The sequence below is a fragment of the Methanomassiliicoccus sp. genome (assembly GCA_033485155.1).
Taxonomy (GTDB): domain Archaea; phylum Thermoplasmatota; class Thermoplasmata; order Methanomassiliicoccales; family Methanomassiliicoccaceae; genus UBA6.
Map to the genome: position 1 here is coordinate 329,189 of JAWQJJ010000002.1, position 23,572 is coordinate 352,760.

The 23,572-nt window shown below is 61.2% G+C and carries 28 protein-coding genes; 8 read left to right on the forward strand and 20 right to left on the reverse strand.

Annotated elements, in window-relative coordinates; all coding sequences use genetic code 11:
• Positions 1-3: 3 nt before the first annotated feature.
• The 19 genes from SA339_04595 to SA339_04685 form a co-directional block, all read right to left on the reverse strand.
• Entirely contained in the window at positions 4-588 is a 585-nt protein-coding gene (locus SA339_04595) for a cobalt-precorrin-7 (C(5))-methyltransferase (GenBank protein MDW5562486.1), read from the reverse strand.
• Positions 585-1,592: a cobalt-precorrin-5B (C(1))-methyltransferase gene (locus tag SA339_04600; GenBank protein MDW5562487.1), complete on the reverse strand. Its 1,008-nt coding sequence runs from the start codon at positions 1,590-1,592 to the stop codon at positions 585-587. The genes SA339_04595 and SA339_04600 overlap by 4 nt, the downstream gene beginning before the upstream one ends.
• Positions 1,589-2,254, reverse strand: a complete 666-nt coding sequence (locus SA339_04605; protein ID MDW5562488.1) for a precorrin-8X methylmutase — start codon at positions 2,252-2,254, stop codon at positions 1,589-1,591. The genes SA339_04600 and SA339_04605 overlap by 4 nt, the downstream gene beginning before the upstream one ends.
• Positions 2,202-2,996, reverse strand: coding sequence for a precorrin-3B C(17)-methyltransferase (gene cobJ, locus SA339_04610; GenBank protein ID MDW5562489.1), 795 nt, complete (start codon positions 2,994-2,996; stop codon positions 2,202-2,204). The genes SA339_04605 and cobJ overlap by 53 nt, the downstream gene beginning before the upstream one ends.
• The gene (gene cbiG, locus SA339_04615; protein MDW5562490.1) at positions 2,971-3,834 is read right to left on the reverse strand and encodes a cobalt-precorrin 5A hydrolase; all 864 of its coding nucleotides are present in this window, start codon (positions 3,832-3,834) and stop codon (positions 2,971-2,973) included. The genes cobJ and cbiG overlap by 26 nt, the downstream gene beginning before the upstream one ends.
• A complete protein-coding gene (locus tag SA339_04620) occupies positions 3,831-4,550 on the reverse strand; it encodes a cobalt-precorrin-4/precorrin-4 C(11)-methyltransferase (GenBank protein ID MDW5562491.1) in 720 nt (239 codons plus the stop codon). Before SA339_04620 ends, cbiG begins: the two co-directional genes overlap by 4 nt.
• Position 4,551: 1 nt before the next feature.
• On the reverse strand, positions 4,552-5,160 hold the full coding sequence (locus SA339_04625) for a cobalt-factor II C(20)-methyltransferase (GenBank protein ID MDW5562492.1): 609 nt from the start codon (positions 5,158-5,160) through the stop codon (positions 4,552-4,554).
• The gene (locus SA339_04630) at positions 5,160-5,684 is read right to left on the reverse strand and encodes an SAM-dependent methyltransferase (GenBank protein MDW5562493.1); all 525 of its coding nucleotides are present in this window, start codon (positions 5,682-5,684) and stop codon (positions 5,160-5,162) included. Before SA339_04630 ends, SA339_04625 begins: the two co-directional genes overlap by 1 nt.
• 213 nt (positions 5,685-5,897) lie before the next feature.
• The gene (locus SA339_04635; protein ID MDW5562494.1) at positions 5,898-6,794 is read right to left on the reverse strand and encodes an ABC transporter ATP-binding protein; all 897 of its coding nucleotides are present in this window, start codon (positions 6,792-6,794) and stop codon (positions 5,898-5,900) included.
• A 6-nt stretch (positions 6,795-6,800) separates the two neighbouring features.
• Positions 6,801-7,664 (reverse strand): cobalt ECF transporter T component CbiQ, encoded by an 864-nt coding sequence (cbiQ, locus tag SA339_04640; GenBank protein ID MDW5562495.1) that lies wholly within the window; start codon positions 7,662-7,664, stop codon positions 6,801-6,803.
• 2 nt (positions 7,665-7,666) lie between these two features.
• On the reverse strand, positions 7,667-7,990 hold the full coding sequence (locus SA339_04645; GenBank protein ID MDW5562496.1) for a hypothetical protein: 324 nt from the start codon (positions 7,988-7,990) through the stop codon (positions 7,667-7,669).
• 1 nt (position 7,991) lies between these two features.
• On the reverse strand, positions 7,992-8,762 hold the full coding sequence (gene cbiM, locus SA339_04650) for a cobalt transporter CbiM (GenBank protein ID MDW5562497.1): 771 nt from the start codon (positions 8,760-8,762) through the stop codon (positions 7,992-7,994).
• 370 nt (positions 8,763-9,132) lie between these two features.
• Entirely contained in the window at positions 9,133-9,903 is a 771-nt protein-coding gene (trpA, locus tag SA339_04655) for a tryptophan synthase subunit alpha (protein ID MDW5562498.1), read from the reverse strand.
• Entirely contained in the window at positions 9,903-11,087 is a 1,185-nt protein-coding gene (gene trpB / locus SA339_04660) for a tryptophan synthase subunit beta (GenBank protein ID MDW5562499.1), read from the reverse strand. The genes trpA and trpB overlap by 1 nt, the downstream gene beginning before the upstream one ends.
• Entirely contained in the window at positions 11,078-11,695 is a 618-nt protein-coding gene (locus SA339_04665) for a phosphoribosylanthranilate isomerase (GenBank protein MDW5562500.1), read from the reverse strand. The genes trpB and SA339_04665 overlap by 10 nt, the downstream gene beginning before the upstream one ends.
• The gene (locus tag SA339_04670) at positions 11,692-12,459 is read right to left on the reverse strand and encodes an indole-3-glycerol-phosphate synthase (protein MDW5562501.1); all 768 of its coding nucleotides are present in this window, start codon (positions 12,457-12,459) and stop codon (positions 11,692-11,694) included. The genes SA339_04665 and SA339_04670 overlap by 4 nt, the downstream gene beginning before the upstream one ends.
• Positions 12,460-12,463: 4 nt before the next feature.
• The gene (gene trpD, locus SA339_04675; GenBank protein ID MDW5562502.1) at positions 12,464-13,444 is read right to left on the reverse strand and encodes an anthranilate phosphoribosyltransferase; all 981 of its coding nucleotides are present in this window, start codon (positions 13,442-13,444) and stop codon (positions 12,464-12,466) included.
• Complete coding sequence (locus tag SA339_04680; protein ID MDW5562503.1) at positions 13,441-14,019, reverse strand: aminodeoxychorismate/anthranilate synthase component II; 579 nt, start codon at positions 14,017-14,019, stop codon at positions 13,441-13,443. The genes trpD and SA339_04680 overlap by 4 nt, the downstream gene beginning before the upstream one ends.
• On the reverse strand, positions 14,016-15,359 hold the full coding sequence (locus tag SA339_04685) for an anthranilate synthase component I family protein (GenBank protein ID MDW5562504.1): 1,344 nt from the start codon (positions 15,357-15,359) through the stop codon (positions 14,016-14,018). The genes SA339_04680 and SA339_04685 overlap by 4 nt, the downstream gene beginning before the upstream one ends.
• Positions 15,360-15,471: 112 nt before the next feature.
• On the opposite strand from SA339_04685, the gene SA339_04690 reads away from it, so the two are divergent.
• From SA339_04690 to SA339_04725, 8 genes are all read left to right on the forward strand, one after another.
• Positions 15,472-16,050, forward strand: coding sequence for a flavodoxin family protein (locus tag SA339_04690; protein ID MDW5562505.1), 579 nt, complete (start codon positions 15,472-15,474; stop codon positions 16,048-16,050).
• Between the two features lie 269 nt (positions 16,051-16,319).
• Positions 16,320-16,988 (forward strand): hypothetical protein, encoded by a 669-nt coding sequence (locus tag SA339_04695; protein ID MDW5562506.1) that lies wholly within the window; start codon positions 16,320-16,322, stop codon positions 16,986-16,988.
• Positions 16,981-18,036, forward strand: a complete 1,056-nt coding sequence (locus SA339_04700) for an NAD(P)/FAD-dependent oxidoreductase (GenBank protein MDW5562507.1) — start codon at positions 16,981-16,983, stop codon at positions 18,034-18,036. Before SA339_04695 ends, SA339_04700 begins: the two co-directional genes overlap by 8 nt.
• A 1-nt stretch (position 18,037) precedes the next feature.
• Positions 18,038-19,270: an NAD(P)/FAD-dependent oxidoreductase gene (locus tag SA339_04705; GenBank protein MDW5562508.1), complete on the forward strand. Its 1,233-nt coding sequence runs from the start codon at positions 18,038-18,040 to the stop codon at positions 19,268-19,270.
• Positions 19,271-19,315: 45 nt separating this feature from the next.
• Positions 19,316-19,861: a cob(I)yrinic acid a,c-diamide adenosyltransferase gene (cobO, locus tag SA339_04710; protein MDW5562509.1), complete on the forward strand. Its 546-nt coding sequence runs from the start codon at positions 19,316-19,318 to the stop codon at positions 19,859-19,861.
• Between the two features lie 254 nt (positions 19,862-20,115).
• A complete protein-coding gene (locus SA339_04715; GenBank protein MDW5562510.1) occupies positions 20,116-20,877 on the forward strand; it encodes a ZIP family metal transporter in 762 nt (253 codons plus the stop codon).
• A 46-nt stretch (positions 20,878-20,923) separates the two neighbouring features.
• A complete protein-coding gene (locus SA339_04720) occupies positions 20,924-22,060 on the forward strand; it encodes a CBS domain-containing protein (GenBank protein MDW5562511.1) in 1,137 nt (378 codons plus the stop codon).
• Positions 22,061-22,079: 19 nt separating this feature from the next.
• Positions 22,080-23,147 (forward strand): DUF2117 domain-containing protein, encoded by a 1,068-nt coding sequence (locus tag SA339_04725; GenBank protein MDW5562512.1) that lies wholly within the window; start codon positions 22,080-22,082, stop codon positions 23,145-23,147.
• A 16-nt stretch (positions 23,148-23,163) separates the two neighbouring features.
• Here the strand turns inward: SA339_04725 and SA339_04730 are convergent, their stop codons facing one another.
• The gene (locus tag SA339_04730) at positions 23,164-23,478 is read right to left on the reverse strand and encodes a hypothetical protein (protein MDW5562513.1); all 315 of its coding nucleotides are present in this window, start codon (positions 23,476-23,478) and stop codon (positions 23,164-23,166) included.
• Positions 23,479-23,572 lie beyond the last annotated feature (94 nt).

Consider the following 23,572-nt stretch of genomic DNA (forward strand, 5'->3'; position numbering starts at 1 on the left):
TGATCAACCGTCCTTCACGAGTATGAGGGAGAACAGCTTGGAGGAAATTGTAGGCAGGCGCCCGGGATTGCCGAAGGAGATGATCTCATCGGGATACCCAAGGTTCTCGAAGACAACGATGGTGCAGTCGAGGCCCCGCTCGATCATCAAGGCGGCCAGGGCCCTGAGGTCGAACCCCGGCTCGGTGAGCACGAAGGGTATTCTCCCCCTGGTCACTTCGTCCAGCATCTCCTGCCGGGCGGCCCCCTCGTCCTTTCCGTGAGCGTCCACTACCACCGCCTTGGTCAACGGGAGGCGCAGCCGGGAGAACGCGCATTGCATCGAGGATATCCCGGGGATGACCTCCTCCCCTAGATGGCCGAGGCCTGCTAGCATGGGGTCGCCGGTCGATAGCAAGATGGCGTCCCGGGGCAGGTCGTCCAGACGGGAGTAGTCCTTCAGCGGGGTGACCTGGCAGTGAGGCGGGATGTACGGGCCGGCGAGTTCCAGCGCCCGCTTTGAGCCATACACCCGTTCGGCGGCACGGAGGCGGGCCACGGCATCCGTTGTCATCATTCCCGGGCCGCAACCGACCCCTATCACGATCATGGCACGGCCTCCATCACCCGGCCCGCCCGATCGATGATTACGATGCCATGCCCGGGGTATAGCGATTTGAACCTCTGGACTGAGGTGTGAAGCAGGTTCGGCCCGTCTCGGGAATGGACAACTTCCTCGATCGTTCTCTCTTTGCGGCCTTCCAGCACCGACGGGTCGATGAACTTGATGATCAGCGCGGGGAGACCGAACAGAGTCAGACCTTGCTTCCTGGAGTCCAGCGCTTCCCTGATGTTCGCGCCTACCAGGACGACTTCCTGGTCGGGATATCGCAACCGTGCGTACTTCAGCCCGACCCGACCGGTGGTGATCACTGCCTTTTCCGCCCTCTTGGCTCTTTCAATGGAGTCCTGGCCGAGATGGTCGTCCCACGGTTCCACCAGGCCGGTAGAGCCTAGAACCGAAATGCCGCCCAGGACCCCAACGCGGTGGTTGAGGGTCCTGAGAGCAATCCGATCCCCGTCGACCGCTTCCAGATAGATCAGCGCGCCCTTCTGTCCACGGGCCCGACAGGCTGCGGTCACTGACGAGAGGATGCATGCCATGGCCGTGTGGCTGATGGCCGCATCTCCTTTACCGTATCGAGGGGTGTCGTGGTCCCATCGGCCGATCCCGGGACCGACGTCCAAACTTGTTTCGTCCTGGTACCTGATGAACATGGCCCTGAACTCGGTCCCTGCCGTCGCATCGTCGGGGTAGTCCCCGGGATACTTGTAGCAGGCGGCACTTCCATGGCCGGCTAGGACCTCTACCGGTACGATGATGCCGCATGCGATGGTGACGTTGACCTCTCTCAGCTCCTTGACCCCCAAAGACTCGATGGCTGCCTGGCATGCGGCTGCCGCGGTCGTTCCGGTGGTATATCCCCTTCTAAGCACCTTGCCATCGGAGGTGAGCACCGCGAGTCCGCTCTCGACGAACGAGAGGTCGTCCCGCTCTTTGCATAATGAGATCCACTGCTCAGGGTACTCGAATTTAGAGACCGGATCTATCATTTCACATTCTTCTCCGCGAACATGGTTATCAGCTCGTTGATGGAGGCCACAGCCACCGGGGTGCCTCCCCTGGTGCCCTCGGTGGAAATCGACGGAATGTCCAGCTTACGAAGTTCATCCTTCGACTCCGCGGCATTGACGAACCCCACCGGACACCCGATCACCAGGGCCGGCCGGATCCCCTTCCCGATCAGCTCGCACAGGGAAAGGAGGCAGGAGGGGGCGTTGCCGATGACCACGATCGATCCCTTCAGCTCATCGCCCAGGGCCAGCATTCCCGCGCTCGTCCGGGTGATGCCCTTCGACGCGGCGATCTCTGGACCGTGGTCCAGCAGGCAATCCACCCTCGATCCGTGGCCCCGCTTCTGAATGCCGATCTGTACCATGCGGATGTCCGCGTAGATGGTGGCCCTGACCTCCAGGGCGTCGAGGCCGGCCTGGACCGCCCCATGGTTGAACCGCAGGAGATCGGCCATGGCGAAGTCCCCCACGGCGATGGAGCACCGCTGCCGGATCCGGTCCTCCAGGCTGACGTTGCCGACCATTCTGCGGGCAAGCTGCCGACTGCGGCTGGATATGCTGTAGCCTTCTGCCGTATCCGCACCCAGATCAATATACGTACTTTCGGTGGTAGCCTCTTGGCGTGATGATTCCTTTGACATGCTCTCCCTCCCTTAGAAGCCTGGTGCCCTCTCCGCCGATGATCACCATCGAATGCATATCGACCATGCTGTCATCCTCGTAAAGCGACCCGAGGTCAGTGACCGCGCAGCTCTCTCCCTCTCCACGATAGGCGTTCCTGACGATGCCCACCGGCGTATCCGGTTTTGCATGGCGGAGGCCGATTTCCAGCGCTTTCCTCAGGTTACTGGGGCGGTTGTGGCTCCGGGGATTGTAAACCGCCATGGGGATCCCCATCTGGAACCCGAGGTCGAGGCGCTTTTCGATAACCTCCCAGGGAGTCAGGAGATCGCTCAGCGAGATGATCAGAAAATCACTGGACAGCGGAGAGCCGAGGATCGATGCCGCGGCGGTGGCCGCGGTGACGCCGGGCACTATCTTCACCTCAAGGCCCGGAGCCTCGTGCTGTGCAAGCTCCAAGACGATGCTGGCCATGCCATAGACCCCGGCGTCCCCGCCGCTGACCATGGCGACTTTATGGTCTATGGCCATATGGACTGCCTCCCTGGCCCGGTCCACCTCCCTTCCCATATGGGAGTTGATGACTTTTTTACCCTCCAACAGCGGCTGCATCTGTTCCAGGTAGAATTGGTTGCCGATGATGACCTCTGACTCGGTGATGGCTTTCCGTGCCAATGGAGTGAGGTTGTCCAGGTCTCCGGGACCGGTGCTGACCACGTACAGCTTTCCTTTGGTCTCATCTTGTGATCGCGACTGTGACATTTCCGTATGCCCTCCTACTCATGACGATCTCCTTCCTTTTTGCCAGCGCGAGGGCCGATGGCTCGGCCACTCCCACCAGGCCGATGAGTTCGGCCTTCGACGGGACCACGATCTGAGAGTTGATCGTCTCATCATCGATGAGGAATAGCCTCCCGCCCATCTCCCTGACTGCCTCCAGCAGACCGGCCTCATCGGCCTTCTTAACCGTTGACGTGAATGCCAGCACATCTCGCGGGTCGATCCCGGCGGCGGTCAAGGAATCCATCACCGCCGCTCTGATCTCTTCGGCGGAGGTGCCGCGGTTGCAGCCGATACCTACCACATACTCCCCTTTGGTCGCCAGGACGGACACGTTGGACGATGCCAGCACGACTGCTGGCCCGTCAACCCGGAATACGGGGACGTCGCCTTGCAGGAACGCCTTGTTCACCGCCACCGTCGAGCTCTTGTTCACGACCTCCAGGCCGTGCCTGGCAGCGATCCCCTCCACCGAGTCCCTCCCCAGGGCATCGGTGGCGGTGGAGAGGACCGGCACGATGTCGTGGCCAGACAAGGTCCTGGCGATTTCGTTGGCGCCGTGGTGACCCCCGAGCACTGGGACGCAATAATTGAGGTCTGGGGTGACCACGGTAACGGCGGGATCAATCCATTTGTCCTTCAACAGTGGCGCTATTCTTCTTACCACGATCCCCATGGCCATGATCGCCACGATGGCCTCATGCTCCTGGAACGCTCTCTCGAATGCATCGTCCGAATATTCGACGATCTCCGCGTCCAGCCACCCGGCCAGGGTCTCAGCCTGAGCCTGATGGCCGGCGTGGACCACCGCGATTCTCATGAGTATAGCACCGACCTATGGTACCGCCCCATGGGATCCACTATGCCGCCGATGATGATGAGGGCGGTCTTGTGGATGCCCGCCTCCTTGGCCTTCTGGGCGATATCGGAGACGCAGCCCTGCACAATCTTCTGGTCCGGCCAGGAAGCATGGTAGATAACCGCCGCGGGGGTGTCCGGCGGGCAGCGTAGCTTCTCCACTATCGCGGCAAGCTTGTCGGTACCCAGGAATATGACCATGGACGTTCCGGCTTCGGACAGCTTGGCGATGTCATCCTCCTCCAATGTCTCACCGGCCGGTCGGGTGATGATAAGCGTTTCCGAGACCCCTTTGAGAGTATACTGAGTCTTCAGCGCGGCGGAGGCGGCGAACAGAGAACTGACGCCGGGAATGATCCTGACCTCCACGCCGTGCCGTTCAAGTTCGGCGATCTGCTCCACGATTGAGCCGTAAAGGGCCGGGTCCCCGCTGTGCAGGCGGACCACCCGCTTCCCAGCGAGGGCGGCGTCGACCATGACGGGGACCATCTCTTCGACCTTCATCCCCCAGCTGTCCAGCTTCACCTCCGCCCTGGACCTTTCGACCAGCGTGGGATTGACCAGCGACCCGGCATAAATCAGGACGTCCGCCCCTACCAATAGATCATTCCCTCGCATGGTGATGAGATCGGGATCCCCGGGACCGGCGCCGACGAACCATACTACTGGCGCGTCCATGTCACGCCCTCCGGGCGAACATCACGCTCATGTAGTCGCACCTTTCCGGCATTTCGTCCTCGTCGTACACCTTCTCGTTCTCCAGGTACATCCTCTCCACCAGGTGGAACTTCGAGTAGCCAGAAGAGCGCAATCGAGCTATAGTGTCTCGGGGAGAGCGTACCTTTAGCAGCACCAGGCACTCATTGTCCGAACCGTCGGTGACCATGAATCCGGAGTTGACCGGAACCTGCAGCCTGGAGGCGAACGCCGTTATCGAGCTGATGCCTGGCTCGACCGCGATATCGATCTCCGGATATGTGTCCTTCAGGATCTCGCACTGTCGTGAGAAGGTCGAGTAGAAGTTGGGGTCCCCCAGTATGCCCAGTACCGCCGTTCCCCTGATCGCCACCGGGGCGATCAGCTCGGCGTTCCGCTCCAAGGCCTGTCTGATGGCCTCCTCATCGTTGACCATAGGGAACTCCAGCACGATCGGATCGCAATGATCCCTCACCAATTCCCTGGCCATCTTGCCGGGGACGAACACCTTGTCCGCCGAGCGGAGCAGGCGGACGGCCTTTAGGGTAAGAAGCTCCTTGTCCCCCGGTCCCAGGCCCAGGCCGATGAGCATCAGCCCACCTCGCCCACGATAATGAATACTGGATCGATAGGCTTGAACATGATGCTGCCCGCCAGGTTATGGGAGCGGCAGACCTGTACCTGGGTCGCCTCCTTGAAGATGCCCAGCTTGACCATGGTATCCACCGCCTGGTTCATCGATTTCAGGAGGACGGTGTTTACAACGATGCGCCCATGGACCTTGTCATTAAGGAGGCCCAACATGTCGTTTAACCGTCTGGTCCCCCCGACGAACGCCCCGTCCAGGTCCTCGCAATCCTTGAGGAATTCCAGCCCATCCTGCTGGCGTACCTCCACATTGACGCGCCCCCATGCTTTGACGTTAACACGGGATGCTTCGATGGCCTCGTTCCGCACATCGATGGCGTAGACCTTGTCGGCGGTCTCTCCCATAGCGATCGCCACCTTGCCGGTGCCGCAGCCGATGTCGGCGAGGATATCGCCCTTCTTTATCCCGAGCTTTTGGATGGAAACGGCCATGACCTCGTCTTGGGTCGGCCCGCCCTTGAACCTCATCAATTGGAGATATCATCCAACTCATATTTAAGATGGAAATAGCATCCAACTGCACCCCCTCGCGATCAGCCCATATTGAATGGCCATTTCCACGGATCAGATGGCCGTCGCAGCTCATCTCCTCCTCTTTGTCCAGAAAAGGAGGAAGCTAATTAATGGAAAATCATGAGGTCCGGTGGCCAGATGAAAGCTTAGACAAAACCAAGGATCAACCTACGGGTTGCACCCCTGCCCCTCTTTGGTCTCGGTCGGATGGATGTGGACCCTGATACTTTTCGCTTTGATCTGTTTCACCGCTTCATCTATGCAGAAGGGCAGCTCGTCCGTCATATAGCCGATCGAGGACAACACCTTGAACAGGCGAGCGATCTCCGGCACATCAAGCTCCGAAGCTTCGAGGAGGCTTTCGTCCGACAGTATGGTCCGCACATCGCCGCTGGCCAGGACCTTCCTTTTCAGCACTACGATGCGGGTGGCGAAATCGGGGACGGCGTTGACATCATGGGTCGCCACGATGATCGTCTTACCCTCGGCGGTCATGCGCTTGAGCAGATCGACCACCCCCCTCCTGCTCCGCGGGTCGAGATCCGAGGTCGGTTCATCGAACAACAGTATTTCCGGCTCGAGGGAGAGGACCGATGCGATGGAGACCTTTCTCTTCTCCCCGCCGCTCATGCGATACGGAGCTCGGTCACGAAGGTGCTGGATGCCAAGAAGCTCCAACACCCTCTCCCCTCGGGCGATGACCTCATCGGTCGGGAGGCCCATATGGAGAGGGCCGAATATGATGTCGTTCCACGCCGTGGAGTTGAACAGGGCAACATCGGAATCCTGAAAGACAATTCCCAACTTCTCCCTGAGCCATTCAAGTTCGTGAGGCTTCTCGACGCTTTCCGCGGTGACTGCCTTGCCCATGATGGTCAGTGTGCCGGACGAGATGGGGATGAGCCCGGCGATGATCTGCAGCAGGGTGGACTTTCCGGCACCATTGGGTCCGACGATGGCAATAGCTTCGCCCTTCTTGATGTCCAGGTCGAGCCCGTCGAGTGCGACATTTCCATCCGGATACCTATACATGACTCCTTTTAATGAGACGATTGATTGCTCCATGATTTCTCACATTCCGATGATCGAGAGAAGTCCGTGCAGGTTATTCGGCACCAGTAGATCGAAGCAGGTGACGATCGCCATGAACCCCACTATAACCATAGCGAATACTTTATCGATTCGGCCGCTTCGGAACTCGGCCATCATACGAGGCCTGCCGGTGTAACCCCTGGAAACCATGGCCATGTAGACATTCTCGCTCATCTGATAGGATTTACTGAACAGGCTCGCCACGACCGAACTACCGATATTGCGAAGCTCTTTGGACGTCGGTTTGCCCACCATCCTGCTCTTCCTGGCGATGAACATATTCGCCACCATGTCCAGCAGCACATGGATGTATCGATAGGTCATATCCATGGTGACCACGAACGCTGGAGGTAATCGTAGCTGGGCCATTGTGCGCATCAATCGTGACCAGCCAATGGTGGCGACCATCAGTACGCTGAAGGTTACGGCCGCTCCGACCCGGAGCGTGAAGGTCATGGCGAATGCCAAACCTTCTCTGGTTAGGTAGAAGGTGGTCCCAAAGACCTCCAGGGCAGGACCGACCTGGTGGCCGGGAGTGATCAGGCTGGTCATCGCTGGGATCAGGATCACCACTGTGAACAACGGGACGAAGAGCCACACCCGCTTGAAAAGCCATTTCAGCGGTATGTTCGACATAAGAGCGAGCCCGGTCGAAAGGCCGATCATGAGCAGTATACTCATGGGACTGTGCAACAGCACAGTGACCACGACGAGAGAGATCAGAAGGAGAAAAACAAAGCGAGGGTCAAGGCGTTGCAGGGCCCCGTCCCTCGCCGACATCGTTTCCATGTCCAGCGACTGCTGGGCGACCTTGGTTATCTCGGACAGCAGTCGCTCGAACATGCTCAACCCGAGGAGTCGTCGTTATTCTTGCGTGCCAATGCCTTGCTAAGAAGGTATGTGACCACGATTATCGCCACCACTCCGACCAGGGCCGAGATGATGTAGCCAAGCGAGGCCATGAACTGGCCCTCCCATCCGCTGAGATCGTAGTCCGGGAATGGGGCGTTCCAGAATTGCTGGGGCGCCCACTCCCCGACCTCGCCCCATTCGCCCCAGGCGTCGCCGTAATCCCACACCACAAGAATGCCAATAGGGGACACAACCGCAAGGACGAGAAGGATCGCCAGCCACTTCTTTGGGAATGTTGATAGTTTCGCATCGACCATCTCAGTTGCCTCCTTTTACCTCGGCTGGAGCTTTCTTCTTCCCCACGGGCTGCGATGCCTTTCCGAGGTCCTCCTTGAGCATACCCTGCATCCAATTCGGGGCCAGCTTCTTCAGCTGGAGCAGATCAGGCCTGTGGTCCGCAAGGTAATAGACGACCGCTGCCGTGGCCAAACCTTCCACGATGCCCACCAAGAGGTGTACCGAGACCATCGCCGGAATCGCCACGTCCAATCCATAGGGAGCGTAACCAGGAGCGATCGCCGGTTGCAGTCCGAACTCGATAGCAGCGCAGAGCGCAGCAAGGTTCAGGCCAACATATCCCCCAACGAAGGCTGCTACGGCCCTCTGTCCGGGGATGGACATCTTGCCTCTCTCCAACAGCTTCTTGACGCCGACATAGGCCAGGATGCCTGTGAACGGCATTACGACGCCCATGTTGAAGACATTGGCCCCAAATGCGGTGATCCCGCCATCTCCGAACAATAACGCCTGGATCAGGAGAGCGATGCTCAGGGCAATGGTCGCCCCATATGGACCTAACACGATGGCTGCAAGTACTGCCCCGACCATATGGGCCGTGGTCCCGTCCGGAATCGGCAGGTTGAACATCATAAGGATGAACGACAGAGCGGCCATGAACGAAAGCATGGGCACATTGCGCGGTCCCAAATTTTTATTTGCATTCCTAAATGCAAAGAACCATATAACCAGCATGACCAGGAACAATATTCCCCAGGTCGCTGGCCCCAAATATCCATCTGGAATATGCATTTCCGTATCCCCGTATCACGATAAAGAAATTAGTATTACGGAAGAATACTAAGGCACTATTTGAAAGCTCGCAATTATTTTGTTACTTTGTTGCCCCAAGGGGCGCTTGCAGCTCGACAAACTAGCGAGGCAGCCACCGAACTGGCATGATAGAAACCGATCACTTTTTTCGACCCAGGTACTGCCGACAGTGGCCCATTACATATTCGCATTTTTTTGATTGGTCCAAGCAATCATTGAGGTTTGATCGTCGTCAAAGAGGGATCTGCATGTATCCCACGCAGAATGCATGTGCAGGACGGTCTCAAAAGAAGGGAAGGGGCCCGATGGCTAATCGGTCTACCATCGGGTGGTTAGGGCACAAGGGTGTCTACCCTTTTGCCTTAAGGTCATGGACGAACTTCCGGGTATCATCCGGCGACGCCCCATCGATGATGCCCTGGAGGATGGCGCTGCCCACGATAGCCGCATCCGCTCCCTCCCGATACATGGCCTCGGCATGCTCACGACGGGAGATGCCGAACCCGACCCCGAGGGGAAGGTCCCCGGCGCTACCTTTCGCTCGGCGGATTACCTCTCCCACGCCGTCGGAGAACGACGACCTCGTTCCCGTGGTCCCCAGCGCGCTCACCACGTACAGGAAGCCGGAGCTGGCGGCGGCGATCTTGGCCATCCGCGGGGCCGAGGTGGTGGGGCCGACGAGCTGCACGAGATCGAGCCCCCGCGCCCGGCAATGCTCCGCCAGGGATCTGGACTCCTCGCATGGCAGGTCGGGAACGATGAGGCCGTCCACACCGCTCTCGGCCGATAGCTGGACGTAGCTTTCCTCGCCGATCTGGAAGATCGGATTGTAGTAGCCCATGAGCACGATGGGCACATCGCTACTTTCCCGTATCTCGCGGACCAGGTCGAACACCTTCCGAGGGGTCATCCCGCCCTCCAGCGCCTTCTGCGAGGTGAACTGGATCACCTTGCCGTCGGCCACCGGGTCGGAGAATGGGACGCCCAGCTCGATGACGTCCGCTCCTCCCTCCACGCAAGCGAGGGCATGAGCGATCGAGAGCGAGGGGCTCGGGTACCCCGCGGTGATGAAGCATATGAGCTTCCGCCCCCCGGCGAGTGCTTCGCGGATGTGGGCCATCACTGCACCCCCAAGAGCTTGATGACGGTGTCGAGGTCCTTGTCCCCCCGTCCGGAGACGGTGATCACGACCACCTGGTCTTTGGCCATATTCTTCGCCCTCTGCATCCCGGCGAACACCGCGTGTGACGACTCGAGCGCAGGGATGATGCCCTCTACCTCGCTCAGGGTGCGGAAGGCGAACAGCGCCTCCTCGTCCGTCACCCCGACGTATTCCGCTCTCCCGATGTCCTTGAACAGCGAGTGCTCCGGCCCGACCCCTGGATAGTCCAGGCCGGCCGCGACCGAGTGCGTCTCACGGATCATGCCGTTCTCGTCCTGCAGGAGATATGACTTGCAGCCATGCAGCACCCCTACGCTTCCTCCGGATATGGATGCGGAGTGCCTTCCGGTGTCGATGCCACTCCCCGCGGCCTCGGCGCCGAGAAACGCCACGTCCTCGTCCCCGAGGAACGGATGGAAGGTGCCGATGGCATTGGAGCCGCCGCCGACGCAGGCTACTAAGAGGTCCGGCAGCTTTCCTTCCTGGTTCAGCAGCTGCCTCCTGGCCTCCCGGCCGATGACGCTCTGGAAGTCCCTGACCATCGCCGGGTAGGGGTGAGGCCCAGCCGCCGTCCCCAGCATATAATAGGTGCTTTCGACCGTTGCCGCCCAGTCCCGGAACGCCTCGTTCAGCGCATCCTTCAGCGTCCGCGAGCCCGAGTCTACGGGATGCACCTTCGCCCCCATGAGCTTCATACGGAAGACGTTCATCTCCTGGCGGGCGATGTCCTCGCTCCCCATGTATATCTCTGCCTTCAACCCAAGCACGGCGGCGGCCATGGCGGTGGCGGTGCCATGCTGCCCCGCTCCGGTCTCGGCGATCACCCTGGTCTTGCCCATGCGCTTGCACAGCAGTGCCTGCCCCATCACATTATTGAATTTGTGCGCTCCGCCGTGGCAGAGGTCCTCGCGCTTCAGGTAGATCTTGGCCCCGCCACATTTTTCCGTCAGCCGACGGGCGAAGTACAAGGGCGTCGGCCGGCCCCCGTAGTGGCGCATGTACTCATTGAGCTCCTTCTTGAATCCAGGATCCCGCTTTGCCTTTTCGTATGCCTTCTCCAATTCTTCCAGCGCGGGCATGAGGATCTCCGGAACATACTGTCCCCCGTACTGCCCAAATCGCGTCCTGTCCTTCAATGGCAACCTCTCACCTCATCTATGAACCGCCTGATCTTGGCGGCATCTTTTTTTCCCTGCGTCTCTACGCCGCTGGACACGTCCACCATGGACGGCCTCACCTTGCGGACGGCGGCGGCCACGTTCTCCGGGGTCAGACCCCCGGCCAACGAGGTCCGCGAACCGAGCTCCCGTACCAGCCTCGCGCTTACATCAAGGTCGTGGGTCCTTCCGCTCCCGCCCCCTTGGGGAGTGGCCGTATCGAGCACCACCCGGTCCGCGAGCGACAGCGTTCCGAGGTCCAGCGTGGGCACGGCATCGTCGATGTGCACCACCGCCCATATCTCGCAGCCAGCCTCATCGGTGACCGCCTCCATGGCCTCACGGCCCACCGGCCCGCTCAGCTGCACCGCGCCCGGCCTCAGGTCACGGACCAGATCGATGATGAAGGCGGGATCGGCGGAGGTCACGACCGCCACCGTTGGTTTTCCCGCCCCGGCCATCAGGTCCCTGGCCGCACTCGGTTCGAGAGAGCGCCGGGTGCCGGTGGCGACCACGAAGCCCAGATGATCGGCCTCCTCGGCGATGCGGACGTCTCTCTCGCTCATCAGCCCGCATACCTTGACCTCGGTCATCTCGGCACCACCAGCCCGCCCAAGGCGGCCTCAGGGTCCTTCGAAGAGGATAGGCTGCCGCCGACGAGCACGCCGCTGGCTCCCATCTCCTTCAGCACCTCCACCGCCCTCCTCTCCTCGATACCGCTCATGACCACCACCGGGCGGGAGGCCTGGAGGGCCAGGGGGAGGAGACGAACACCCTTGTCCTTGTCGATGATAAATGTCCTCAGGTCCCTCTGATTTATTCCCAGCAGGTCGGCATCGCTCTTCATCGCCTCCATCAGCGTCTTCTCGCTTCCCGCTTCCAGCAGGACCTCGAGGCCGGATTGGTGGGCGAGGTCAATCAGCCCGTCCCTGCTCGAGAGCGGGAGAAAATCGAATACTTCCTGGATCATGAGCACTGTCCCCGCCCCGATGGCCGCAGCAGCCTCCAGCTGACGCCGGGATACCAGGAAGTCCTTCATAAGCACTGGCCTGCCGCTTCGAACCGCTTTGCGCAGGGAGTCCAGGGAGCCTTGGAACGCTCCTGGCTCGGTGAGCACGGAGAGGGCGGCGGCCCCGCCCGAGATGTAGCTCCCGATGAGCTTTTCTGGCGAGTGGATCGAAAAGGACCCTCGAGAGGGCGAAGCCAGTTTGACCTCGGCGATCACCGGGAACCGCGGGTGCGCCGACAACGCGGCGGATAGCCCGACCCCCGGTCTGAAGGAATCGACGACATCGTAGTACCCGGAACCGACCGTGCGCTGGGCGTCGCGCACCAGAGTCTCCAACATGTCCGTCATGGGCTCAGCTCGAGATCGACCGGCGGGTTCGGGCGATATACTCGTTCATCCTAGCCATCGCCCTGCCGGAATCGATGGCTGCCTCGCACCGCCGCACACCCATGTCCAGATCCTTGACCGCTCCGAAGGCCAGGAGGCCGCAGGCGGCGTTGAGCACCACCATGTCCCGCCTCGCTCCTCTCCTCCCGCCCAATATCTCGTAGGCAGTGGAGGCCGAGAGCGCCGGTGTCAGCTCGCCGACATCGCCGGGCACCGGGTGATAGAGCCCCATCTCCCGAGGGTCGATGAGGAACCTTTCCGTCCTGTCGCCGTTCACCAGCACCGCAGCCGTCGGCCCGAGAACGGACACCTCATCCATCCCCGGGCGGCCGTGCACGATGAGGGCGCGCTCCACGCCCATCGACGACAGCACCGGCGGGAAGAGGTCCAGGAGGCGAGGGGAGTACACCCCGATGAGCTGCCGGCGCCTTGCATCCACCGGGTTCAGCAGGGGACCGAGCATGTTGAATACCGTCCGCGTGGAGATCTCTTTTCTCACCGGAACGGCGTGGCGCATCGCCGGATGGAAGGAGGGGGCGAACAGGAAGGCAAAGTCTAATTCATCGAGCGAGGTCCCTGCCTCCTCTGGCGAGAGGGACAATCGGGCCCCAATGGACTCGAAGAAGTCCGCGCTCCCGCACCCCCGGTTGGAGCGGTTGCCGTGCTTGGCCACCGGCACTCCGAGCGAGGATACCACGAGGGAAGCGATGGACGAGACATTGAAGGTGCGGAACGAGGCGCCCCCCGTCCCGCACATGTCCAGGATTGCGGCGTGGTGCGTTCTGACCGGCACCGCGGCCCGGCGGAAGGCGGTGGCCAGGGCGGCCACCTCTCGTGGGGTCTCGCCGCGGCTGGCCATTTCTGTGAGAGTGGAAACCATCAACGGGTGGCTGAAGGTGCCGGATACCAGCATGTCGGCCAGGGCCTCGGGGTTCTCCGTGATCATGCCCTGGCCCCCCGCAGGAAGTTGGCGAGCACCATTTGCCCGTCGGGAGTCAGGACCGACTCAGGGTGGAATTGAACGCCTTCGATGGGGTAGCAACGGTGGCGGATGCCCATGATCGTTCCGTCGGCGGTCCGCGAGACCACCTCCAGCTCAGGGGGCAGGTCGTCGGCGACGACATAGGAGTGATACCTCCCGGCGGTGAACGGGGCTGGAAGCCCCTCGTAAATACCGGTGCCATCATGCTCGACCAGTGAGGTCTTACCATGCACCGCTGGCGCCCTGACCACGTGTCCGCCGTAGTGGTGGGCGATGCCCTGGTGTCCCAGGCAAACGCCCAGGGTCGGGACCTCGTGGGAGATCGAGGTCAGGACATCACCGCATACGCCGAAGTCTCGGCGGTCGCCGGGCACGCCCGGCCCTGGCGATATGACAATGGCATCCGGATTGAACGTCCGCACCTCATCCACGGTGACGGCATCGTTGCGGACCACGGTGCACCTGGCGCCGAGGTCTTCCAGCGAATGGCTCAGGTTGTAGACGAAAGAGTCGTAGTTGTCGATCACCAGCACATTCATGCCTTCACCCCCGTAGCCTGGTCGAGCGAGACCCTGAGCGCCCCCAACTTCTGCTCGGTCTCCTCAAATTCCCTCCCGGGGTCGGAATCGGCGACGATGCCCGCACCGGCCTGGAAGTACAGCCGTCCGTCGGCGGCGAATGCCGAACGGATGGTGATGGCCGAGTCCAGGTTGCCGTTGAATGAGACATAACCCACTCCGCCGGCGTAAGGCCCGCGGCCGTGGCCCTCCACCTCGCCGATGATCTCCATGGAGCGGGGCTTGGGGGCGCCGGAGACTGTGCCGGCGGGGAACACCGAGATGAGGGCATCCATTGCCGAGCACCCTTCCTTCATGGTCCCTTGGACCTTGGACACGATGTGTTGGACATGAGAGAACTCCTCCACCCGCATGTACTCCGGGACAGATACCGAACCGCCCTCGCAAACCCGGGACAGGTCGTTGCGGGCGAGGTCGACGAGCATGGCGTGTTCGGCGCGTTCCTTCTCGTCGGCCAGCAGCTCCTCGCGGTACCGCCTGCGGTCCCGTCCTGTGCCCAGTGGCCTCGTGCCGGCGATGGGGAAGGTGGTGGCCTCCCGCCCGCGTACCGTCAGGAGGGTCTCCGGGCTGGAGCCCAGGACGGTCCGGTCATCGAAGTCCAGGAAGAACATGTAGGGCGAGGGGTTGAGCTCGCGCAGTGCCGCATATTGGTTTAGGAGGTCTCCCCGATAGGAAGTGGACACGCGGCGGGACAGTACGGTCTGGAAGGTCTCCCCGGCCTCGATGCGGTCCTTGATCGTCCGAACCCCGTCCTCGAACCGCCCCCTCTCCTGGTCGGCGACGACCTTCCCGACCTTGAGGTCACGGTACACCGGTTCGGGCATCGACCCGATGGCCTCGCCCAGCGGGCCCGGCTCCCCGACCGACAGCAAGTACACTTGAAAGTTGGAGTGGTCGTAGACCAGGCACTCCCGGTACAGGCCGAGCTCGAACTCCGGGAACTCGGAAGGCAGGGGGGTTAGGGAAGGCTCCGCCCGTCCGGCGAACTCATAGGAGAAGTAGCCCACCAGACCACCCATGAATGGGAAGTTGGCGGCGCTGAGGTCAAAGCCCTCGGTGAGCTTCCGGAGGAACGCTCCCGGTTCCTCACGGAGGTGGTCCAGCCCCATCCCGCCCTCGACCCTGCCATTACGGCAGACCAGGCGGTCCATGGGGCCGAACCCGAGGAAGGAATAGGCGATGGTGCGCGAAGCTCCGACCGCCGATTCCAATATGAACGATCCATGGAACTGCGGCCTGAGCCTGCGGTAGACCTCGAAGGGGGGAAGGGTGACATCAAGACGCTGAACGGTGACAGGCATGGAATGCATACTCAAAGGTACAACAATAGACATATTAAAGCATTATTGAACATATATGTACAGATTAAGGCCGCAAAGGGCACAAATATGGAGTTCTCCGCTCTCCCTGCCCATGAAGGTCATCGCGTTCAACGGTAGCCCGAGGAAGAACGGGAACACCAATCGGGCCCTCCAGGTCGTGCTCGAGGAGCTGGCAAAGGAAGGCATCGAGACCGAGCTGGTCCAAATGGGCAGCGAGGACATCGCCCCTTGCCAGGCGTGCGGGGTGTGCGGGCAGAAGAAGGACCGCCGATGCAAGCGGAAGGACGACAAGGTCAACGAATGGGTGGAGCGGATCGCCGCCGCTGATGGGATAATCATCGGCTCCCCCGTGTACTTCGGCAGCATGAACGCCCAGACCAAAGCCTTCATCGACCGTGTGGGTTACGTTAACCGAGCGAACGGGGACCTGTTCAAGCGCAAGGTGGGCGCCTCGGTCGCGGTCAACCGCAGAGCCGGTGCGCTGGCGGCGTTCGAGGCCATGAACAACTTCTTCCTCATCGGCCAGATGATCGTGGTCGGATCGTCCTACTGGAACGTGGCCACCGCCCTACGACCGGGGGACATGGACAAGGACGAGGAAGGGCTGACCACCATGAGAGACCTAGGCCGCAACATGGCCTGGGTGCTTAAGCGGCTGAACGCTCCCTGAGGTCCGTCCGGTCGCAACAAGCTATCTTCAGCATTGCGAGGACATTGGTCAGGGGCTTTCCCTCTACACCCGCCGAAAGCTCAAAGGACGTCCGAAGTATAGGTAGGGGGCACATGTCTAATGGGCCTTCCAGTCGCCGGTAGGGATCCCGCACCGGAGCCATGCGCCAGACGGGCCGCCAGTTGCACCATGAGCTCTCCGTTCTTCTGGGATAGAATCCTCGTGGACCTAGGAAACCTTTTTCGGGCCCTTCTGCCTTTGCCGGACGAATGACCGAGAAGGAAGGGGCCAATCAACGCCTTTTTATCTATTCGGTGCTGGCCACGGTCATGACCCTGGCCGCCCTGTTCCACGGGGTAGTGTTCCAACGCAGCGATCTGGTCATGGATGTGCTGATCCCGGCGTCCTTTCTCGGTCTTGGCGTCATGATCAAGTACGGAGATCAAGCCTATGATACAGACTCATATCAGAGGCGGACCGCTCTGCTCCTGGCCTTTCCCGGAGGCATCTGGCTCGGCGCTCTAATGGCGGTCGACCTTGGCTCGGCCACGATATTCGTGGGCATCCTGGTCGCCTTGCTCATGGCGGGCAAGCTCGACACATTGGCGTTCAGGATAGGTGCGATCGTGGCCATCATCATCGAGGCCGCGGCGCTGCTGACCGGGTTCGGGACCATCGATCCGGTCGGAGTCATCATGATCATCGTGTTCGCTTTCATCGATGAACGGGTGAACGACCTGCCGTGGGTGGACAACGGGAGGGGATGGATGGCGATGCTGTTCCATAATCGACCGTTCCTTAAGGTTGCCGTCCTCGCCCTGTGCCTAGTGGGATTCCTGCCCTCGTTACTATACTTCTTCGCCTTCATGGCCTTCGACCTCGGGTACTCCGCGGTGGAAGCCCATAGCCTGCGTCGGGGGGCTGTTGCCGTTGGATGATCGCGACGTGGTCGTCGTCGGCTCCGGCCCGGCGGGGGTGTCCGCGGGTTTCTTCCTCCGGTCGGGGAACGAGGATCTGGACGTCCTTATGGTCGATCGCCTTGACGGGGACAAGTTCGCAAGATACCACCGCATGTGCGGGGAAGCAGTCTCCCGCACGGCGTTCAAGTACCTCTCCCCCCTCCGACCGACGAACATCGTGCATAATATCTCCAATGTGAGAGAGGAGTGGCCCGGAGGCGATGTAATCGAAGGCCGGGCCATAGGTTACATCCTCGACCGCCCCGCCTTCCTGCGCGGGGTGGTGCAAAGGTACCTGGACATGGGGGGAAAAGTCGTCCGCGATGCGGTGGAGAAGATCGAGAGTACCGTCAAGGGAACGGTGCTGACCATGACCTCGGGGGCCATGGTTCGGGCCAAGCATGTCATCGCCGCCGATGGTGCCAACTCGATGATCAGAAAAGCCCTCTTCCGCGAGGAACCGCCCATAATGATGTGGACTGAGCAGCACATCGTGAAGCGAAAGGTCAGGGACGACACCATCACCTTCATCCAGGCCGAGCGCTACAAGGGCGGCTACCGCTGGGAGTTCCCGGCCGGGGACCATGCCCGCATAGGATTCCCCCGGGGAACCGACAGCATGGAGGGCGAGGAAGTTCTGGAGACTCACCGGCGGGCCATACCCATGGGGGGCCTCAATAACATCGTCCGCGACAATGTATACCTGACCGGGGACGCCGCGGCGATGGCCAACCCGCTTACCGCCGGGGGCATCAGGGTGGCCATGCTCTCCGGGCGAAGGGCGGCGGAGGCGGTCCTTGCCGACCGACCGATGAGCTACCAAGAGTGGTGGGTCTCGTCGCCCTTCGCCTCAGGGAAGTTCATGCGGGCCTTCGCCAAGTTCAAGGTCATGACCGACGGCGACTACGCGCGTGCGGCCAAAGGATTCGGGGCCAATCCCCTGAAGCTTGGGTGGTGCTATCTCACCCGGCCAGAGTTCAGGGTCATCTACGGGGCTTATTATCCATCAGCTTTCTACGGGTGGTAAATTGGACAAGGATTGGGAAATTCTGGTAGTAGGAGCGGGACCGGCAGGCAGCGGGGCGGCAGCGGCGGCCGCGGAGGGCGGGTGCAAGACCCTGCTCATCGACCGCAAGAAGGAAATCGGTACACCGGTGCAGTGCGGCGAGGTGGTCGGAGAGTCGCTGGTCCGCCAGCTCGGGCTCAAGCTGCCGCCGCAGGCCGTGGCGACGGTCCACGACCACACACGTTTCATCCTCGACCGGCGCTTGAGGATCACCTCCAACGAGCCGTACTGGCGGAGCATCGCCCTTGAACGCAAGATCTTCGACAAGCTGCTGGCGGCCCGCGCGGCGGAGGCCGGGGCCTGCGTACAAGCGGACACCCGTCTCGCGGACCTGGAGATGCGCGATGGGAAGGTCGCCAGCGCGACCCTGGTGCATCAGGGCAAAGAAGTCAAGATCCGTCCCAAGGTAGTGATCGCGGCAGACGGAGTCCATTCCACCGTGGCCAAGCTGATGGACCTCAAGCTGTACCCCGATGATACCATGGCCCGCGGCATCGAGTATGAATTGGTGGCCAAGAAGAAGCTGCCCAACGGCATGCAGATCTTTCTCGAGCCGGAGGTCGGCCTGGGCTACGGGTGGATCATCCCCAAGGGCCCCCGGAGAGCTAACGTGGGCCTGGGCGTCATCGGTTTGGATGAATCGAGGCGCACGACCATCCAGGAGTGGGCCGCGGGGAACCCGGTGGTCTCGGAATACTTCGACCTGGATAAGGTGCTGGAGGTCAAGAGCGGGGACGCACCCCTGCCGGGCTTCCTGGGAGGCCCCCGCCAGGGGAACGTGTTGTTCGCCGGTGACGCTGCCGGGCAGACCCTGGCCTTCGTGGGAGAGGGCATCATGCCCTCCTTCGCCTGTGGGAGCGGGGCCGGTGCGGTGGCCGCCGGTGCGGTCCGGTCGAAGTCGATGAAGAAGCTGGAGTGCTACGACCGGGCGGTGAAGGATCTAATGGGGGAGGAGTTGGAAAAGGGTGCTGCGCTCAAGGATGCCATCCTCGGGACGTGGGCCGAGACCTCGATCCCCGAGGGAGATCGGACCATGCTGTGCGGCCTTATCATGTCGGAGTGCGTGTTCCCCGAGCAGGCGGAGGAGGTATTACCTCTTCTGTCGCAACCCAGCACCCGCCTCGCCAATGTTATCAAGGAGGGCATGCGCAAGCGCCGCATGAAAGCCACGGTCACGGTGCTGCGTCACCGTTAACTATTTACTTCAAAGTTGGATGTATAATCCAACGGAGAGCTTGAAGTGACCAGCAGCAGCGACATCAGGGCCAAGTTAGGTCTCGTCCACGTGTACACGGGCAACGGGAAAGGGAAGACGACCGCAGCCTTGGGCCTGGCGTTGCGGGCCATGGGCAACGATCTCAACGTGGCCATGGTGCAGTTCATGAAGTGCGACCAGTACTACGGAGAGTACCAGATATCGAAGGAGCTGCAGCACCTCACCCTCCTGCCCATGGGCCGCGACTGCCTGATCTGCGAGGAGAATGTCAGTCAAGCGGACATCGATGCCGCTGCCGCAGCCCTGAACAAATCCCGGGAGCTCATGCACTCTGGCAAGTACGACATGGTGATCATGGACGAGGTCAATGTCAGCATGAAGTTCGGCCTCGTGCGGGTAGAGGATGTGGTCAAAGTCCTCAAGGAGCGCCCACCTCATGTCGAGGTTGTGCTTACCGGCCGATATGCTCCCGAAGACATCATCGAGCTGGCGGACCTGGTGACAGAGATGCGTTGCCTCAAGCACCCCTATACCAAAGGGATCCAAGCCCGGGCCGGGATCGAGCGCTGATCATCCCTCCCATGGCCCAAACAGAACAGCCCGAGCTTCATGCCTAGGTGCTAATCAGATGTCTCGGGTACGGGTCCTCTCCGTGAACTCGATCACGTTCTTCAGACGCTCGACCACCGGGCCGTCGCTGGCGTCCACGTCTATTGTGCCGGCAGCCATCGACTGGAGCCGATGGCCGTTCCAGGTAAGGGATTATTAACAATCACTCAATCTTTAATAATGCATCGCTCATCTCCAGAACGGGTTCGGATAAAATGGATTCGTTGATGCTCCTGCTGATATTCTCCGCGCTAATCGTACTGGTCTCCCTGCTGGGAGGAAGCCTTCCTCTGCTGGGCAGGTGGAGCTCGGTGCAGCTTCACCTCATGGCCGCGCTGAGCGCCGGGGTGTTCATCGGGGCCACCTTCCTCATCCTGCTGCCGGAGGCCGTGGACTCCATGGACGCGAGCCGCGCGCTGATGCTGGTGATGCTGGGTTTTGTCATCATACTGCTCATCGAGGTCATCCTCCAGCATCGCCACCGCGAGGACTGCGACGAGCATACCACCGACCACCAGCACATCCTGACCAGCACCACCGCGTTCGTAGGGTTGAGCGTACACTCGGCCATGGACGGATTTGCCCTGGGGGTGGCGGTGGTCCTGGGGGGCGACCTAGGTAGCATCGTCTTCCTGGCTATCCTCGCTCATAAGGCCATTGATGTGTTCTCCCTCACCACCACCTTCCGGCTGGCGGAGATCAAGCGGAGGACTGGGGTGATGTACATGGTCCTTTTCTCTCTGATCACTCCGGTGGCTGCCCTGGTGGCGTTCCCGCTCATCGACTGGCTGCAGACCATCGAGGTCGGAGTGCCCCTGGCCCTGGCCGGCGGGACCTTCATGTACGTCGGCATCTACGACCTCCTGCCCGAGGCATTCCACGAGGAGCATGATCAGTACAAGGCCTTCGCTCTGGTGGTCGTGGGCATCGTGCTCATGTACATACTTGACGCGGCGCTCCAGGCGTCGGGCATCTAAGCCCGCCGTCAAACGCTATTAACTCGAGCGTCCAATAGAATGCAGCATGAAGGCTTCGCTGAAGATAGGGCGCCTGCTGGGGATCCCCATCAAGATCCACATATCCTTCCTGATCATCCTGCCGCTGTTCGCCCTCTCCTTCGCTTTCGCCCGGACCGCCATCCTGGGATTCACCCTGGGGTACGGCGGGCTGTCCCTCGACATGCGCTGGCAGCTGGTCCTGGGCTTCTTCGCTTCGATCCTTTTCTTCATCGCGGTGCTACTCCATGAACTGGCCCACTCCTACGTGGCGCTGCGCAACGGATACAAGATATCGGGCATCACTCTCTTCCTCTTCGGAGGGGTCTCGGAGATCGAGAGCCAGCCCAAAGATGCTCCGGGGGAGGCGTTCATGGCCTTCGTCGGCCCGGCCACCAGCCTGGCCATAGGGGTCGTCTTCCTGCCGGTCTGGTACCTTCTTGACACCCAGTCCGGGCTGGGATGGGAGATAGCGGCCATCACCGCCGGCCTGATCTCCTTTTACAACCTCCTGCTGGGTGCATTCAACATCGTCCCCGCCTTCCCCATGGACGGAGGCCGGGTGCTCCGGGCGGTGTTGGCCAAGAGATTGGGCTTTATCCGGGCGACCACCATCGCCGTCAAGGTGGGCAAGATGATAGCCGTGGCGATGGCTATCCTGGGTTTTATCTTCTTCAATCCCTGGCTGATCCTAATCGCCCTGTTCATCTACATCGGGGCGGGGGAGGAGGAGCGTGGCACCCTGGTGGCTCAGGCTATGGAAGGCCTGACCGTCGGTCAGATAATGACCTTCCCGGTGTCGACCGTGTCCCCCCGGGAGAGCATCAAGGATCTCTTCCGTCGGATCATGGCTGAGAAGCACATGGGGTACCCGGTGGTGGAGGGGGAAAGGCTAGTAGGTATCGTCACCCTCCAGGACGCCCAGAAGGTGCCCTCTGATCAACAGGACGAGGTTACCGTGGATAGGGTCATGACCAAAGAAGTGCTCACTGTGACTCCCGATACCCCGGCCATCGAGGCCGTCCAGGCGGTGTCCAAGAACCGCATCGGGCGGCTGGTAGTCCTGGACCAAGGGAGGATCGTGGGTATCATCAGCCGGTCCGACCTCCTCCACATTCTGCAAGTGCGCGCCGCAGAAAAGGGCAGGGACCGGGTGAAGCAGTAAATCTATTATCCGCGGGGGCATGCCCGAGGCCATGCGGATCGGCGTGATAGTCCATGGGGCTGAGGTCATCGACTCGGGGATGGCGCTCCAGGTCATGGACCGTCTCGAGAAGGAGGCTGAGGTCATCGCCACCTTGGGCGGGGCCATGGGTGCCGCGGCCATCATCGATGCCGGGCTGGAGGAGCGCATCTCCATCGTCCCCCGCCAGCTGGTCTCCCATGCCATTAGGGAGATGGACGAAGGATGCGATTCGGTGGTCATGCTCAACTGGTCTAAAACCCTGGAGTCCGGGCTGGGATTCGGCGGCATCGTCTTCGGCCGGGTGGCCGGGGCAACGAAGGTCCCCCTCCTGCAGCTCGACCGGGGCTTCCACGTGGTGTGGCGTCCCGTCCTGCCCGACCTACTGAAAACCGTGCTCCGGGAGCTTGGGACGAGGGAAGTGCCCGCCCCGCCTCCTGAGGTGCCCGCCGAGGGCACCAGAACGCTTCATGGGATCATTCCGGGAGAGAATATCTGGATCAACGGCAACGTGGTGGGAAGGGCGACGTCCAGCGACGTGACCGTCCTGCTACGCGACGGAAAGCTGGAGTTCGTGAACGTGGCGGTGAAGGAGCACGGCCTCCAGAAGGTCAAGGTCAAGGACCTCCGGCGAGCGGTCATCCGCTCGGGGTCAGTAAGACGGACAAGCTCCGAGGTCCGGATGGTCCCGCCGCCCCAAGGGGATAAGCTCATACTCATAGATCACCGGGCTGAGGATTCCATCTTTCGGGCCAGGGGAGCGAGGGCCGCTGTGACGGTCGGCGATGACACCACCAGGATATCGAGGTCTCTCCTCGCCCGTCTGGGTGTGCCGGTGATCGGCATCGTGGACGGGGATGAGGACCGCATATGCCTCGATGATGCCGCTGCCCCGGGCTCAGTGAGGATAGTTCTTCGGCCGGGGAACGATGATCAGCTCGGAGAATTGGTCAGAAGAACAATATTCGACGGTGGCCAGGAGACTACCTACCAGGGCGACCTGGCCATCCTCGCTGAACACATCGCCGCCCTGGCCGGGGATGCCCTCATCACAGTGGAAAAGGATTAGCTGGCCGATACCCGGCTCAGCTGGGCTGAGCGACGATGGTGCTCAGGTTGGTCATGTCGGTGTTCAACTGGACGACGTCAGCGATGCGCTGTACGGTCGATGTCGGGAGGGTCACCTTGGGCGTGCGGAGCAGCGGCTTCTTCACGTTCAGGTCCTCGACCACGTCCTTCTCCAGCTCGACGACCAGGGAAGAGACCGTCCAGTTGGTGGTATCCACCCACGCCCCGGTAAGGACGCCTATCATCCTCCCATCCGTGGTGATGACGTTCTTGCTCTCCAGGCACCCCATCTCGAGGGGTTTTGATTGGACTGCGGTGGTGCTCTCTTGCATTGTGCTCACTTCACGTAAGATGGAATTCCAATCATTGATAAACGTTACGACTGTCACAATGTCCTCGGCAACCTTCCAGTATGCTCCCGGCGGG

What these genes read in the sequence shown, in the direction of transcription:
- SA339_04595 (MDW5562486.1), bottom strand. Translation starts at nt 588, where the DNA reads ATGATCGTGATAGGGGTCGGTTGCGGCCCGGGAATGATGACAACGGAT.
- SA339_04715 (MDW5562510.1), top strand. Translation starts at nt 20,116, where the DNA reads ATGGATTCGTTGATGCTCCTGCTGATATTCTCCGCGCTAATCGTACTG.
- trpD (MDW5562502.1), bottom strand. Translation starts at nt 13,444, where the DNA reads ATGATCACGGAGAACCCCGAGGCCCTGGCCGACATGCTGGTATCCGGC.
- SA339_04695 (MDW5562506.1), top strand. Translation starts at nt 16,320, where the DNA reads ATGACCGAGAAGGAAGGGGCCAATCAACGCCTTTTTATCTATTCGGTG.
- SA339_04730 (MDW5562513.1), bottom strand. Translation starts at nt 23,478, where the DNA reads ATGCAAGAGAGCACCACCGCAGTCCAATCAAAACCCCTCGAGATGGGG.
- SA339_04625 (MDW5562492.1), bottom strand. Translation starts at nt 5,160, where the DNA reads ATGCTCATCGGCCTGGGCCTGGGACCGGGGGACAAGGAGCTTCTTACC.
- SA339_04685 (MDW5562504.1), bottom strand. Translation starts at nt 15,359, where the DNA reads ATGCCTGTCACCGTTCAGCGTCTTGATGTCACCCTTCCCCCCTTCGAG.
- SA339_04600 (MDW5562487.1), bottom strand. Translation starts at nt 1,592, where the DNA reads ATGATAGATCCGGTCTCTAAATTCGAGTACCCTGAGCAGTGGATCTCA.
- SA339_04670 (MDW5562501.1), bottom strand. Translation starts at nt 12,459, where the DNA reads ATGACGGACATGTTGGAGACTCTGGTGCGCGACGCCCAGCGCACGGTC.
- SA339_04665 (MDW5562500.1), bottom strand. Translation starts at nt 11,695, where the DNA reads ATGACCGAGGTCAAGGTATGCGGGCTGATGAGCGAGAGAGACGTCCGC.
- cbiM (MDW5562497.1), bottom strand. Translation starts at nt 8,762, where the DNA reads ATGCATATTCCAGATGGATATTTGGGGCCAGCGACCTGGGGAATATTG.
- trpA (MDW5562498.1), bottom strand. Translation starts at nt 9,903, where the DNA reads ATGGCCCACATCCGCGAAGCACTCGCCGGGGGGCGGAAGCTCATATGC.
- SA339_04720 (MDW5562511.1), top strand. Translation starts at nt 20,924, where the DNA reads ATGAAGGCTTCGCTGAAGATAGGGCGCCTGCTGGGGATCCCCATCAAG.
- SA339_04635 (MDW5562494.1), bottom strand. Translation starts at nt 6,794, where the DNA reads ATGGAGCAATCAATCGTCTCATTAAAAGGAGTCATGTATAGGTATCCG.
- SA339_04690 (MDW5562505.1), top strand. Translation starts at nt 15,472, where the DNA reads ATGAAGGTCATCGCGTTCAACGGTAGCCCGAGGAAGAACGGGAACACC.
- cbiQ (MDW5562495.1), bottom strand. Translation starts at nt 7,664, where the DNA reads ATGTTCGAGCGACTGCTGTCCGAGATAACCAAGGTCGCCCAGCAGTCG.
- SA339_04725 (MDW5562512.1), top strand. Translation starts at nt 22,080, where the DNA reads ATGCCCGAGGCCATGCGGATCGGCGTGATAGTCCATGGGGCTGAGGTC.
- cbiG (MDW5562490.1), bottom strand. Translation starts at nt 3,834, where the DNA reads ATGAGAATCGCGGTGGTCCACGCCGGCCATCAGGCTCAGGCTGAGACC.
- SA339_04620 (MDW5562491.1), bottom strand. Translation starts at nt 4,550, where the DNA reads ATGGACGCGCCAGTAGTATGGTTCGTCGGCGCCGGTCCCGGGGATCCC.
- SA339_04680 (MDW5562503.1), bottom strand. Translation starts at nt 14,019, where the DNA reads ATGAATGTGCTGGTGATCGACAACTACGACTCTTTCGTCTACAACCTG.
- SA339_04605 (MDW5562488.1), bottom strand. Translation starts at nt 2,254, where the DNA reads ATGTCAAAGGAATCATCACGCCAAGAGGCTACCACCGAAAGTACGTAT.
- SA339_04645 (MDW5562496.1), bottom strand. Translation starts at nt 7,990, where the DNA reads ATGGTCGATGCGAAACTATCAACATTCCCAAAGAAGTGGCTGGCGATC.
- cobJ (MDW5562489.1), bottom strand. Translation starts at nt 2,996, where the DNA reads ATGTCACAGTCGCGATCACAAGATGAGACCAAAGGAAAGCTGTACGTG.
- SA339_04630 (MDW5562493.1), bottom strand. Translation starts at nt 5,684, where the DNA reads ATGAGGTTCAAGGGCGGGCCGACCCAAGACGAGGTCATGGCCGTTTCC.